The 13,224-nt window shown below is 71.2% G+C and carries 11 protein-coding genes; 2 read left to right on the top strand and 9 right to left on the bottom strand.

Translation table 11 applies throughout. The annotated features are described in order from the left end of the window. Nucleotides 1–47 precede the first annotated feature (47 nt). The 5 genes from ACTWP9_RS19890 to ACTWP9_RS19870 all read right to left on the bottom strand — a co-directional run bounded on the left by ACTWP9_RS19890 (nt 48) and on the right by ACTWP9_RS19870 (nt 5,179). Nucleotides 48–899: an aldose epimerase family protein gene (locus tag ACTWP9_RS19890; RefSeq protein WP_443247572.1), complete on the bottom strand. Its 852-nt coding sequence runs from the start codon at nt 897–899 to the stop codon at nt 48–50. 140 nt (nt 900–1,039) lie between these two features. After that, a complete protein-coding gene (locus ACTWP9_RS19885) occupies nt 1,040–2,002 on the bottom strand; it encodes a hypothetical protein (protein ID WP_443247571.1) in 963 nt (320 codons plus the stop codon). A gap of 241 nt (nt 2,003–2,243) precedes the next feature. Further along, nucleotides 2,244–3,737 (bottom strand): polyamine aminopropyltransferase, encoded by a 1,494-nt coding sequence (locus tag ACTWP9_RS19880; RefSeq protein ID WP_443247570.1) that lies wholly within the window; start codon nt 3,735–3,737, stop codon nt 2,244–2,246. 55 nt (nt 3,738–3,792) lie between these two features. Then, nucleotides 3,793–4,371, bottom strand: a complete 579-nt coding sequence (locus ACTWP9_RS19875) for a DUF2617 family protein (protein WP_443247569.1) — start codon at nt 4,369–4,371, stop codon at nt 3,793–3,795. Nucleotides 4,372–4,912: 541 nt separating this feature from the next. Then, nucleotides 4,913–5,179, bottom strand: coding sequence for a hypothetical protein (locus ACTWP9_RS19870; RefSeq protein WP_443247568.1), 267 nt, complete (start codon nt 5,177–5,179; stop codon nt 4,913–4,915). 146 nt (nt 5,180–5,325) lie between these two features. On the opposite strand from ACTWP9_RS19870, the gene ACTWP9_RS19865 reads away from it, so the two are divergent. Next, nucleotides 5,326–6,540 (top strand): pyridoxal phosphate-dependent aminotransferase, encoded by a 1,215-nt coding sequence (locus tag ACTWP9_RS19865; protein WP_443247567.1) that lies wholly within the window; start codon nt 5,326–5,328, stop codon nt 6,538–6,540. A 305-nt stretch (nt 6,541–6,845) separates the two neighbouring features. On the opposite strand, the gene ACTWP9_RS19860 is transcribed toward ACTWP9_RS19865, so the two are convergent. Both ACTWP9_RS19860 and clpB read right to left on the bottom strand, forming a co-directional pair. After that, entirely contained in the window at nt 6,846–7,376 is a 531-nt protein-coding gene (locus ACTWP9_RS19860; protein ID WP_443247566.1) for a YbjN domain-containing protein, read from the bottom strand. 115 nt (nt 7,377–7,491) lie between these two features. Beyond that, a complete protein-coding gene (clpB, locus tag ACTWP9_RS19855) occupies nt 7,492–10,131 on the bottom strand; it encodes an ATP-dependent chaperone ClpB (RefSeq protein WP_443247565.1) in 2,640 nt (879 codons plus the stop codon). Nucleotides 10,132–10,322: 191 nt separating this feature from the next. Here clpB and ACTWP9_RS19850 point away from each other — a divergent pair, with 191 nt between their 5' ends. Then, nucleotides 10,323–11,231, top strand: coding sequence for a D-alanyl-D-alanine carboxypeptidase family protein (locus ACTWP9_RS19850; protein ID WP_443247564.1), 909 nt, complete (start codon nt 10,323–10,325; stop codon nt 11,229–11,231). 297 nt (nt 11,232–11,528) lie between these two features. On the opposite strand, the gene ACTWP9_RS19845 is transcribed toward ACTWP9_RS19850, so the two are convergent. Together ACTWP9_RS19845 and dnaJ are read right to left on the bottom strand one after the other, a co-directional pair. Continuing rightward, complete coding sequence (locus ACTWP9_RS19845) at nt 11,529–12,002, bottom strand: heat shock protein transcriptional repressor HspR (protein ID WP_443247563.1); 474 nt, start codon at nt 12,000–12,002, stop codon at nt 11,529–11,531. Between the two features lies 1 nt (nt 12,003). After that, a complete protein-coding gene (gene dnaJ / locus ACTWP9_RS19840; protein WP_443247562.1) occupies nt 12,004–13,215 on the bottom strand; it encodes a molecular chaperone DnaJ in 1,212 nt (403 codons plus the stop codon). Between the last annotated feature and the right edge of the window lie 9 nt (nt 13,216–13,224).

Genomic DNA, 13,224 nt, shown 5'->3' with positions numbered 1-13,224 from the left:
GAGACCTCAGCCTATGTGCCCGCGGCCGGTGCCACGGCAGCCACCACCTACAGGCGCTGCCAGCTCCAGGTCGTCGTCAGCTCCAGCGGGTCCAGGGGGGTCACCTGGCGCGGGTGCGAGTTGAGCCCGTTCGGGGGGCCGCTCTGCGGCTCCACACAAACGGCCTCCTCCGGCTCGTCGTACACCACGACGTACTCGGCACGCGACGTCAACCGCAGCGACAGCTCCGACGGCCATGTGAGGGTGACATCGACGCCGCCCGGCATTCCGAAGCAGTCGTCCCACGGACCGGGCTGCGGCTCGATCCGGGCGCCGGTCGGGATGTGGTCCTGGCCCCGCTCCTCCTGCCACTCGGGCGAGAAGTCGATCCGTACGTCCTCGCCTCCCTGCCCGAGGTTACGCAGGAACCAGGGGTGCCAGCCGGCCTGGGCCGGGAAGGAGACGTCGAAGGTCTCCACGGCGAGCGTCAGGGTGAGCGAACCGCCGTCCTCGGCCAGCTCGACGACCTGCGTGACCCGGCCCTCCCAGGGCCATGGGTCGGTCAGGTCATAGGTGAACGACGCCTTGGTGCCGGTGGCGCCAGGTGCCTGGCGCCACCCCCCGTCCCGCACCGTGCCGTGAATGGCGTGCTGTCGTCCCCCAGCCTCCGGCCGGGAGGTGCCCCCATTGAGCGGGAGTTGGAACATCTCGCCGCCGTTGCGGAAACGCCCCTGCGCGGTGCGGCCGCACCACGGCGCCATCACGAACGAGCCGTACTGGGGCCCCTGACGCAGGAGTTCGGTGCCGCCCACCCGGAGGGAGGCGAGCCGGCACCCGTGCTGGGGTTCGATCGTCGCCTCGGTCCCCTGGGCACTGAGCACGACGGTCGTGGCTTCTGCGGAGGTGGGCAGATCAGTCATACAGCGACCATAACGGCGCTGTCAGCAACGCCGCCGCAGGACCCGCTGTCGCGGGCGGCCCCGCCGCTGCGCGCGGCGTTGCCGCGATACCGGTTTCGACTGCATCGCGGAGCCACCCGCCGCACCGTCGCCGCGGGCCCTCAGCGGCGGCGCCGCAGAACCCGGCCGAGGACCACGGCGCCGGCGACCACGGCCGCGGCGGCGGGCGCCGCCCAGCGCAGGGTGGCGGTCGCCGAAGTCTGCTCCGGCGCCGGGATCGGGGCGTAACGGCCGCGCGGCGGGGCGTGGTCCACCTCCTCCGCGCTGCGGCCGATCATCGTGCGTCGCGCGTGCGCGGCCTCCGCACCGAGCCCGCCCGCGCCACCGGGCACGTCCGTGTCGCCGTAGTCCTCGCTCGCCGCGTCCGCCGCGTCGAGTTCGGACTCGTCGTCGCGGCCCAGCGAGGAGGGCGGCACCTCGGTCTCGAACAGCGGGGTACGGTCCGGCTCGGGCTCCGGTTCCGGGATGCCGGGGATGGCGCGCTCGTTGTCGCCGGGCGCCCCGATGCCGCCCGTGACGGGGCCCTCGCCCGTCCCGTCGCCGGTCGCGTCCGCGTCCGCCTCCGGGCTGCCCGCGGGCGGCTCGTCGCGGATGCTGTCGCCGAGCGCCGCGGCGAACCTGTCGAGCAGCCGTACGCCTGCCGAGGTGGCGGTCTTCTCCTCGATCGCGGCGAGCCGACCCGTGCCGGTGACCGTGCCGACGCACACCAATGAGGTGCCCTCGCCGTCGTCCGCCGAGCGGGGCTCGATGGTCAGCGCAAGCTCGACGGTGCCCTCGCCGCGGGCCTCGGTGCCGCGGCCCGTGACCTCCAGTCGCTCCAGCGCGTCGGGCGCGGACGTGCTGCCGGTGCCGCCGCGTGGGGTGAGGGAGAGGGTGCCGCGGTATGTGATGGTCGAGCCGCCGATTCGTACCTTCAGACGGCCCGCGAGGCCCTCCGCTGCCGGCTCGGCACCCTCTTCCGGCTCCTGCTGGAATCCGGGTACGCAGCGGGCGACGCGGGCGCTGTCTGCGAGGGCGGCTCGTACCGAGCCGGCGGAAAGCGGTACGTACACCTCGTGCTCCATGGGGCGGAGCCTATTACCCATCACTCCGCCCCACCTATGACTGCGCCACAACATTTGACCACCACCCCCAATACATGAGGGCCCAGCCTTGAGCCCCCTCCCTCTGTCGGCGGCAGCCGAAAACGCAAGGGGGCGTGCCCCCACAAGCACCGGCAGGCAGCCAAAAACGAAACGAGGCGTGCCCCCACAAGCGACGGGGCCCTCACGTGGGTGCCCCCACAAGCGACGGCCCACCGGCAGGTCACTCCGCGTAGCGGGGATGCATCAGGGTGGAGGGCGGGAGAGAGGTACGTCCCTCACGGAGACAGGTGGGAGGCGCCGGCCGCGCAGGCCGAGCCAGCACGAAGCCCCGCTCACCGGCATAGGGACAAGGCCGCAACCCCGCAGCCCGCAAGGTGGCATGAACCGTCCAAAAATCCCGGGCTCGCCCAGCGGGCGAGCCCGCCCGCAGGGCGAGGCGCCCCTCGTCGCCAAGCCCTCGCGCAGAGAGCCCGTAGAACTCCTGCGAGTACAGCTTCGGACTGCCCGCGCCCCCCGGCGCAGCCAACGCGGAGATCATCACATCGAACCGCACCGCATTCCCCCGCACCCGGTCCCGCAACCAGTCGAAGGGATCCGCATGGACAAGCCGGACCCGCGGATCCTCCAGCGCTCCGCGGTTCAACGCCCGCAACCCGGGGTCGCGCCGAGCCAGCCGTACGACACCGGGGTCCCGTTCCACGACGGTGACCGCCCGCACATCGCGGAACCGCAACACCTCCCGCAGGGCAAGCCCGTCGCCGCCCCCCACGATCAGCACCCGGGTGTGCGGGCCGCCCACCATCGCGGGGCGGACCAGAGCCCGGTGGACGGCGCGGGCGTCCCCGCCCCGCAGCGCCAGCCTGCCGTTCTGGAAGAGCCGCAGTTCGCCCGCCGCGGGCCACTCCTCGCGGGTCGCGCCACCCGTCAGCACGAGATCCTGGTGGTCGGTGTGCACAGCAACCCGCACATCGTCGCCGTAGACGGCCTGCCGCGCGGTACGTTCGAACGGGCCGACGAACGCGGTACCCACGAGCAGCAGGAGCAGTACGCAGCCGTTGGCCGCCAGCAGCCGCAAGCGCGCCCGCCACCGCAGGTCATGGCGGAAGAGCCACTGCACGACCAGCCCGCCGGCCAGCGCGTTCACCACGCCGGTGAGCAGTCCGCCCGTCAACTCGCCGGCGAGGGGCAGCAGGAGGAAGGGGAAGGTCAGTCCGCCGACGAGCGCCCCCACGTAGTCGGCCGCGAACAGATCGGCGAGGGCACCGCCCGGGTCCTGCTCGCGAATCCGCTGGATGAGCGTCATCAGCAGCGGCATCTCCGCGCCGATCAGCGCCCCGATCGTGAAGGAGATGAGCACCAGCATCACGCGGGCCCCGCCCAGCCATGCGAAGGAGGCGTAGAGCGTCATCGCCGAGCTGCCGCCGACCAGTGCGAGCAGCGCCTCGACGTAGCCGAAGCCCGCGGCGGCGTGGCAGCGCAAGCGCTTGGCGAGCAGCGAGCCGACACCCATCGCGAAGACCATGACGGAGAGCACGACGGACGCCTGGGTGACGGAATCACCGACCAACGAGGAGGCGACCGCGACGAGTTCGAGCTCGTAGACGAGGCCGCAGGCAGCGCACACGAAGACCGAGGCGAGGACGAAGCCACGCCCGAGCCCGGCGGGTACGGGCAACCGCGCGCTCTCCACGTAGGGCTGTGGACGGTCGATCATGGGCTGCACGCTACGTCACATAATGAACACCCTCGGTCACTCACAGGGGTGGCGCTCAGGCCATGGCCGGGCCGCACACCGGAACCGCGGCCGGCTCGCGCGGAGCACCGGCGCCCTCCCGCTCCTCGCGCGCCCTGCTGGCCACCCGGGTACGCGTCGAGACAAGACAGCCCTCCTGTGGATAGGAGTGCCAGGTGCGCCAGCGGATCTGCCCCTCGTGCCGCTGGACGAGCAGCGCAGTGAAGGCGCTCGGCGCACCCGGGAAGGTACCCGCGAACCCGTTGGGGTGGTCCGCCACCAGCGCGAGCAACTCCTGCGCACGCCCGGCGAACGAGCCGGGCGACAGTCTTTCGACCCGCGCCGCGAACTCGTACTCCCACTCGCCGAAACGCTTGGAGACGCCGAGCGGAAGCGGGGTGCTGCGGCCCGGAAGGCAGGCGACGGTTTCGGAACAGCTGCCGTACTCCTCGCCCAGCAGTACCTGGTGGGAGGCGCCGAGCAGCCGCAACTGGACGTGGGTGTCGTCCAGTTCGACGTCCATGCAGGCGAGGGCGGGGAGAGGCCCGCGGCCCAGGTCCCAGCCGAGTTGGTGCGCGCGGGTGTCGGTGTAGGCGGTTTTCAGGGTGGTGAGCATGGGTCGGCTCCGCAAACACGCAGGGAGGGTGGGCCGCCCCACCCCTCGAGCTCCCGAGCCTCCGGGCCGGGGCCGGGAGCGCTCGGGGACGACAGTTCACGATTCACCGAATCACGGAACGCGCTGCGTCCCCAGCGCTATTACCCAGGTTCTGCGGATTTCCATCCCATAGGTATGGAGCAGGTCAAGTGTTCCCTTCCAGGTGGAGCACGCTGCGCGCACAGCCGCACACCTGGCCGAGCGTGCCGTCGCGCACGCTCCGCGCACGGGCCTCAACTCCCGCTGCCAGCCTGCCGCGTGGGCCTCAACTTCCGCCTCCTCCGCCCCCACCGCAGCCGCCACCACCGCCGCCACAGGAGGAGCCACCGCCGCAGGAGCCGCCGGCGCACGAACTGCCGCCCCCGCCCCCTGCCCACCACGAGCCCCGCCGCCTGCGCCGCCGGGGGCCGGAGCCGTTGGCCGCTCGCACGAGAGCGACGATCACGTTGATGACGATGCCGAGGCCGACGATCAGCAAGGCCGGAGCCACGTTCTCCATCTGTCAGCCCCCGCCACCTCCGCCACCACCGCCGCAGCCGCCACCACCGCCACCGCCGCCGCCACCGCAGGAAGAGGAACCACCGCCGCAGCCGCCGCCTCCTCCTCCGCAGCCACCGCCACCGGTGCCACCGCCGCCGGCCCACCACGAGCCGCTGTTGCGGCGGGGGCGACCGGACCGGCCGGCGCTACCGGAACCGGCCGACTTGGCGAGCGCGGCGATGATCGCAAAGACGACCACTATGCCGATGAATGCCAGGACTTGGTTCATTACATTTCCCCCTTGAGGTCCTTGGACGGCAACTTCCTTTCCGTACTTCCGTGTTGCCGTCCGCGGGCGTAGGCGGCTCCTGCCCGGGGTGGCGGCGCCGCAAAGCAGGGTTGAGGAAGATAAGAGCTTGCCCGAGGATGACAGCCATGACTGCTGGCCAAGCTGCTGTCCCCGGCGCGCGGGAACATGGGCGTCCGCTGCTCAACCACCGCCTCGCCGAGTTCGGCACCACGATCTTCGCCGAGATGTCCGCGCTCGCCGTCCGGACCGGCGCGATCAACCTGGGTCAAGGCTTCCCCGACACGGACGGTCCGGAGGAGATCCGCGAGGCGGCGGTGCGCGCCCTGCGGGACGGGCGCGGCAACCAGTACCCGCCTGGCCCCGGCATCCCCGAGCTGCGCAACGCCGTGGCCGAGCATCAGCAGCGCTTCTACGGCCTGTCGTACGACCCCGACACCGAGGTGCTGATCACCGCGGGTGCCACCGAGGCCATCGCCGCCTCGCTGCTCGCGCTGGTCGAGCCCGGGGACGAGGTGATCGCGCTGGAGCCGTATTTCGACTCGTACGCCGCCTCCATCGCGATGGCGGGCGGTAGCCGGGTGCCGGTCACGCTGCGCCCGCGCGACGGCGCGTACCACCTGGATCTGGACGAGCTGCGCGACGCGGTCACCGACCGCACCCGGCTCATCCTTCTCAACACCCCGCACAACCCCACCGGCACCGTGCTGCGCCGTGACGAGCTGGCGGCCGTCGCCGAGCTGTGTGTGGAGCGCGATCTGCTCGCCGTCACCGACGAGGTCTACGAGCACCTCGTCTTCGACGGCGAGCACCACCCGCTGGCGAGCTTCCCGGGGATGCGCGAGCGCACGGTCACCATCTCCTCCAGCGGCAAGACGTTCTCGCTGACCGGCTGGAAGGTCGGCTGGGTCACCGGAACGCCCGCGCTGGTGACTGCGGTGCGCTCGGCCAAGCAGTATCTGACCTATGTCTCAGCGGGCCCCTTCCAGTACGCCATCGCCGAGGCGCTGGCGCTGCCCGACAGTTACTACACGGCTCTGCGGGAGGGACTGCGCGCCCGGCGGGATCTGCTGGCCGAGGGGTTGCGTGCGGCCGGTTTCGAGGTCTTCCGGCCTTCGGGCACGTACTTCATCACCACCGACATCCGCCCGCTGGGCGCGAAGGACGGTGTCTCGTTCTGCCTCGCGCTGCCCGAGCGGGTGGGCGTCGTCGCCGTCCCGACCCAGGTCTTCTACGACCACGCCGAGGCGGGCGCACCGTACGTCCGCTTCGCGTTCTGCAAACGGGAGGACGTGCTGACCGAGGCGGCACAGCGGCTGCGCGGTGTGGCGGGCACCGGCTGACCCGCCACCCCGCAGCGCTCGCGAGCTTCCCCCGAGTTCGCCCGCGACCCCCGTGCGCGGGACCGCCTGTTCCCCCGTGCTTCCCCCGTAGGCGGGTCCCGCGCTCTGCCCACGAGTCTCCCGGCCCGGGATCCTGCGTGGTACCTGACGGGTGTCAGGGGAGGGGGCCGCGTGGTGGCCTCCGTCCATACGGGGCGCGACGGCGCGGCATGGCGCGGGTAACCAGCGGGGGCGGCGGACAGCGCGAGGGGCCGGGCGCACTCGGAGTGTGCGCCCGGCCCCTCGGTGTGCGGGGTGCCGACGGCCTATTCGGCCTCGCCGTCCCCCTCGGAGGAGTCGATGTCCTTCTCCAGACCGAACTGCTCCACCAGCCACTTGTCGAACTCGATGGAGGCACGCACCCAGCTCACCGTGGACGAGACGAAGTGCTCCAGCGAGACACCCGTGCCGACCAGCATCTGCGCCTCGCCGATGAGACGGACGCTGCCGTCGTCGTGGGTGTGGCTGTAGACCTTGGGCCACAGGGTGCGGCGGTTCCAGTCGTCGATGGCCTCGAGGAGCTTGGGCTTGTCCTCGATGGTGTGCGGCCGGTCGTAGAACGTACGGACCGAGAAGACCTGCTGCTCCGCCTCCCCACGGAACATGAAGTAGGTGCGGAACTCCTCCCACGGCGCCGCGAGGTCTCCCTCGTCGTCGACGACGTACTTCAGCTCCATCTGGTCCAGGAGCTGCTTGACGAGGTCCTGGTCGGGGATGATCGGTCCGGTGGGACCGGACTCCTCCGGCTCCTCGGGCTGGCCCCCGAAATTCGGGATCGAGGACGGGTCGATGCTCACGTGGGTGTTCCCTTCATACGGCTCCTTCCATCCTCCCGCACGCGCCCCCCGCAATGACAACCCTGGGGGGAGTACCCCCACTCGGCCGGAGGCCAGGGGGCGGTCGGGGCCGCTGTCAGCTCCCCGCAGGCGTGCCCGCCGCGGCGCCCACCATGAGGCCCTCCCATCCCTCGACGCGGTCCACCCGAACGGTGTCACCGTCGCGGACCTCGCCCGCCAGGATCTCCCGTGCGAGCTGGTCGCCGATGGCGGTCTGGACGAGGCGGCGCAGCGGCCGGGCCCCGTACGCCGGATCGTTGCCCTCGGTGGCGAGCCAGTCCAGCGCCTCTGGGGTGACATCCAGGGTCAGCCGCCGTTCGGCGAGCCGCTGCTGGAGTGCGTCGACCTGCAGCTGGGCGATCCGCCGCAGCTCGTCCCCGGCCAGCGCGGCGAAGACGACCAGGTCGTCCAGCCGGTTGAGGAACTCGGGCCGGAAAGCCGCCCGCACCGCCGCCAGCACCTGCTCGCGCTTCTCCTCCTCCTTCTCCAGGGGATCCATCAGGAACTGGCTGCCCAGGTTGGAGGTGAGGATGAGGATGGTGTTACGGAAATCGACGGTGCGGCCCTGGCCGTCGGTGAGCCGGCCGTCGTCGAGGACCTGGAGCAGCACGTCGAAGACGTCGTGGTGCGCCTTCTCCACCTCGTCCAGCAGTACGACGCTGTACGGGCGGCGCCGTACGGCCTCGGTGAGCTGGCCGCCCTCCTCGTAGCCGACGTAGCCGGGGGGCGCGCCGACGAGCCGGGCGACGCTGTGCTTCTCGCCGTACTCGCTCATGTCGATCCGGACCATCGCCCGCTCGTCGTCGAAGAGGAAGTCGGCGAGCGCCTTGGCCAGCTCCGTCTTACCGACACCGGTTGGGCCGAGGAACATGAAGGAGCCGGTGGGGCGGTTGGGGTCGGCGATACCGGCCCGGCTGCGGCGTACCGCGTCGGAGACGGCACGCACGGCCTCGGTCTGGCCGATCAGCCGCCTGCCGATCTCCTCCTCCATCCGCAGCAGCTTCTGTGTCTCGCCCTCCAGCAGCCGGCCGGCGGGGATGCCGGTCCAGGAGGAGACGACGTCGGCGATGTCGTCCGAGCCGACCTCCTCCTTGACCATCTTGTCGCTCTTGCCGGCCTGGCCTGCCGCCGCCTCCTTCTTGGCTTCTTCCTCCTCCTCGGTGGCCGCGGCGAGCTCGCGCTCGACGGCCGGGATCTCGCCGTAGAGCAGCTTGGAGGCGGTGTCGAAGTCGCCGTCCCGCTGGGCGCGCTCGGCCTGGCCGCGCAGTTCGTCCAGCTGTTCCTTCAGCTCGCCGACGCGGTTGAGGCCCTGCTTCTCCTTCTCCCAGCGGGCGGTCAGGCCACGCAGCTCCTCCTCCCTGTCGGCCAGCTCGCGGCGCAGCCGCTCCAGCCGCTCGACGGAGGCAGGGTCGGTCTCCTTCTCCAGGGCCAGCTCCTCCATCTTGAGCCGGTCGACGGAGCGCTGGAGCTCGTCGATCTCGACGGGTGAGGAATCGATCTCCATCCGGAGCCGGGAGGCCGCCTCGTCCACCAGGTCGATGGCCTTGTCGGGGAGGAAGCGGGAGGTGATGTAGCGGTCCGAGAGCGCCGCCGCGGCCACCAGCGCGCTGTCGGAGATCTGCACCTTGTGGTGCGCCTCGTAGCGCCCCTTGAGCCCGCGCAGGATCGCGATGGAGTCCTCGACGGTGGGCTCGGCGACCAGCACCTGCTGGAACCGGCGCTCCAGGGCCGCGTCCTTCTCGATCCGCTCGCGGTACTCGTCCAGCGTGGTGGCGCCGACCATCCGCAGCTCGCCGCGGGCCAGCATCGGCTTGAGCATGTTGCCCGCGTCCATGGCCGAGTCGCCGCCCGCGCCCGCGCCGACGACGGTGTGCAGCTCGTCGATGAAGGTGATGATCTGGCCGTCACTCTCCTTGATCTCGGAGAGCACGGTCTTGAGCCGTTCCTCGAACTCGCCCCGGTACTTGGCGCCTGCCACCATGGCGCCCAGATCGAGGGCGACCAGCCGCTTGTTCCGCAGCGACTCGGGTACGTCGCCCTTCACCACGCGCTGGGCCAGCCCTTCGACGACGGCGGTCTTGCCGACGCCGGGCTCGCCGATGAGGACGGGGTTGTTCTTCGTACGGCGGGAGAGCACCTGCACCACGCGGCGGATCTCCTGGTCCCGGCCGATGACCGGGTCCAGCTTGCCGTCGCGGGCCGCGGCGGTCAGGTCGGTGCCGAACTTCTCCAGGGCCTTGTAGGTGCCCTCGGGATCCGGGCTGGTGATGCGCCTGCTGCCGCGCTGCGCGCTGAAGGCGTCCAGCAGCTTCCTGTCGTCGGCGCCCTGCTGCTTCAGCAGTTCGGCGACGGCTCCGCCCTTGGCGGCCAGTGCGATCAGCAGATGCTCGGTGGAGACGAAGCTGTCACCGAGGTCCTTGGCGCGCTGTGCGGCGTCCGCGATGACGGCGAGCAGGTCGCGGTCGGCCTGCGGTCGGCTGACGGTCCGGCCCTGCACGGTGGGGAGCGCCGCGAGCTGCCGCTCGGCGCCCGAGCGCAGCGCCGCCTGGTCGGCCTCGACGGCGGCAATCAGGTCCTGGATGTTCTCGTTGTCCTCGCCCGTGAGCAGGGCGAGGAGCAGATGGGCCGGCGTGATGTCGGGGTGGCCGTCGGTCACCGCCCGGTCGTTGGCCGCGCTGATGGCGTCCCGGCTCTTGTTGGTCAGCTCCGCGTCCACTTCCTGCGCTCCTCCTCCAGTGCTGTCCGTAGGCGCTCCGCCATCGGCGCTTGCTACCTACAGCATGCAACAAGTTGAGTCTATTCCGCTCAATGCAAAAACGTCTACTATCGCCTTTAGTTCCCGGCCGCTCCAGGACCCGGGTACCCGCCCAACGAGCCGCCTCGAAGCGGCATTTGGAGCTGACAGAAGTGAAGATTGGCATTGCTGGCATCCACCGTGTCGCCACGGTGATGCTCACCTCCGGAGCCGTGCTGACGACGGGCGCGCTGGCCGCCCCGGCCGCCACGGCGTCCCCTGCTGCCGCCGTCACGGCGAAGAAGCCGTCCATCACCGCCCGCGGCGGCTATGCGATGAACAGCGGCACCGGGAAGAGCCTCTACACCAAGGCCGCCGACACCCGGCGCTCCACCGGCTCGACCACCAAGATCATGACCGCCCGGGTGGTGCTGGCCCAGAAGAACCTCAACCTGAACCGCAAGGTCACCATCCAGAAGGCGTACAGCGACTACATCGTCCGCAACACCGCCTCCTCTGCGCGGCTGATCGTCGGCGACAAGGTCACCGTCCGCCAGCTGCTCTACGGGCTGATGCTGCCCTCGGGCTGCGACGCGGCCTATGCGCTCGCCGACACGTTCGGCAAGGGCAGCACCCGCAAGGCACGGGTGAAGTCCTTCATCGGCCAGATGAACACCACGGCCCGGAGCCTCGGCCTGAAGAACACGCACTTCGACTCGTTCGACGGCATCGGCAAGGGCAGCAACTACTCCACCCCGCGCGATCTGACGAAGCTCGCCCGCAACGCGATGAGCTTCTCGAACTTCCGCTCGATCGTGAAGACCCGCTCCACCAAGCAGAAGACGGTCACCAAGAGCGGCGGCTACCGCACTATGTCCTGGACCAACACCAATCCGCTGCTGGGCGGCTACTCGGGGGCGCTCGGCGTCAAGACCGGCTCCGGGCCCGAAGCCAAGTACTGCCTCGTCTTCGCCGCCAAGCGCGGTGGCAAGACGGTGATCGGCACCGTGCTGGCCTCCTCCTCCGCCGCGAACCGTACGACGGACGCCAGGAAGCTCCTCTCGTACGGCTTCGCCAAGTAAGCCCTCACTGGCCGTTGCGGGGCCCAGCCCCCCCTCGGTTGTGGGCACGTTGCGGGGCCCAGCCCCGCCCCCCGGTTGTGGGCATCTGTTCCGCCAAGGGCGGAACGGGTGGGCACAACCGGGGGCACCCGGCAGCGGCGGCGCACCCCCACCGGCGGGCGCCGGCCCCGGTCGCGGGTGCGGTGATCGTGCGTCTGCGGCCCCGTTGTGCCCACCCTCCCCCAGCCCCTCGGGCGGACCGAGTGCCCACAACGGGTGGCGGCGGGCCGCGGCCCGCGCTCCGGGGAGACCGAGGGGTTACTCCCTCGGTTTGGGGCGCCAGACGACCAGGGCGCTGGAGGAGCGCACATCCTCGTACGGCACCAGATCGCGCCGGTACGAGGCATGCACCTGCGCCTCGCGCTGCTGCATCGCCGCCGCGGCGCCCTCGACCGCGGCGGACAGCTCTGCCACCCGCTGCTGAAGCGCCGCGACCTGGTTCTCCAGCTCGATGATCCGCTTGATCCCGGCGAGGTTGATGCCCTCGTCCTGGCTGAGCCGCTGCACCTCGCGCAGCTGCTCGATGTCCCGCGCCGAGTAGCGCCGGCCCCGCCCGGGCGTGCGGTCGGGCGAGACCAGCCCCAGCCGGTCGTACTGCCGCAGGGTCTGCGGGTGCAGACCTGAGAGCTGAGCGGCGACCGAGATGACGTAGACCGGAGATTCGTCCGTCAGCTCGTACGCCGCAGAGCGCCCAGCCACGAATGCTCGTCTGCGTCCGTCCCGGCCGTCCACCTCAGTCTCCCTTCGCTGCCTTGAACAACGCGGCCCGCGGATCCTCTCCCGCTGTCGCGTCCCGGTAGGACTCCAGGGAGTCCTGCGCCTTGTCGTCCAAATTCTTGGGCACCGCGACCTCCACTGTCACCAGTAGGTCGCCGCGGGTTCCGTCCTTGCGGACCGCGCCCTTGCCCCGGGCCCGCATGGTGCGCCCGGACGGCGTGCCCGGCGGGATCTTCAGGGTGACGGGCGGCCCGCCGAGCGTGGGGACCTTCACCTCGCCGCCGAGCGCGGCCTCGGGGAAGGTGACCGGCACGGTGACCGTCAGATTGTCGCCCTTGCGCCCGAACACCGGGTGCTTGTCGACGTGCACGACGACATACAGGTCACCGCCCGGTCCGCCCCGCTCGCCCGGGGCGCCCTTGCCGCGCAGCCGGATGCGCTGCCCGTCGGTGACGCCCGCGGGAATCCGGACCTGCATCGTGCGCGAACTGGTCGCCCGCCCGGACCCCTTGCAGGTGTCGCACGGGTCCTGCGCGATCAGGCCACGCCCCTTGCAGTCCACGCACGGGTCGGTCAGCGAGAAGCCGCCGCCCGTGCCACGCGAGACCTGCCCGGTGCCCACACAGGTGGGACAGACCCGCGGGGTGCCGTTCTTGTCCCCCGTACCGGCGCACTCCTTGCACGCGGCGCTGGAGGACATCCGCAGCGGGACCGTGGCCCCGTCCACCGCCTCGGTGAAGCTGAGCGTCACCTCGGACTCGATGTCCTGGCCGCGCCTGGGCTGCGTACGGGTCCCGGCGCCGCCGCGGTTGAACAACCCGCCGAAGACGTCGCCGAGCCCGCCGCCGAACCCGCCCGGTCCGCCGACACCGCCGCCCCCGCCCTGACCGCCACCGAACAGGTCGCTCAGGTCGAAGTTGAACGTTCCGGCGCCGCCGGGGCCGCCCGGACCGCCGCCCGGCCGACCCTGCCTGTCGAAGAGGGCTCCGTTGCCGAAGAGGGTGCGCGCCTCGTCGTACTCCTTGCGCCGCTTGGGGTCGCCGAGCACGTCGTACGCCTCGGAGGCGTCCTTGAAGCGCTCCTCGGCCTTGGGGTCACCGGCGTTGGCGTCGGGGTGGTTCTCCCGGGCCAGCTTGCGGTACGCCTTCTTGATCTCGGCTTCGGTAGCGTCCTTGGGGACGCCGAGGACCTTGTAGTAGTCCTTCTCGATGAAGTCCTTGGTACTCATCCTCGACGT

The sequence above is a fragment of the Streptomyces sp. 3N207 genome (assembly GCF_052246355.1).
Taxonomy (GTDB): Bacteria; Actinomycetota; Actinomycetes; order Streptomycetales; family Streptomycetaceae; genus Streptomyces.
Note: the sequence above shows the minus strand (reverse complement) of the source record. Positions and strands in the feature narration are given on the sequence as shown.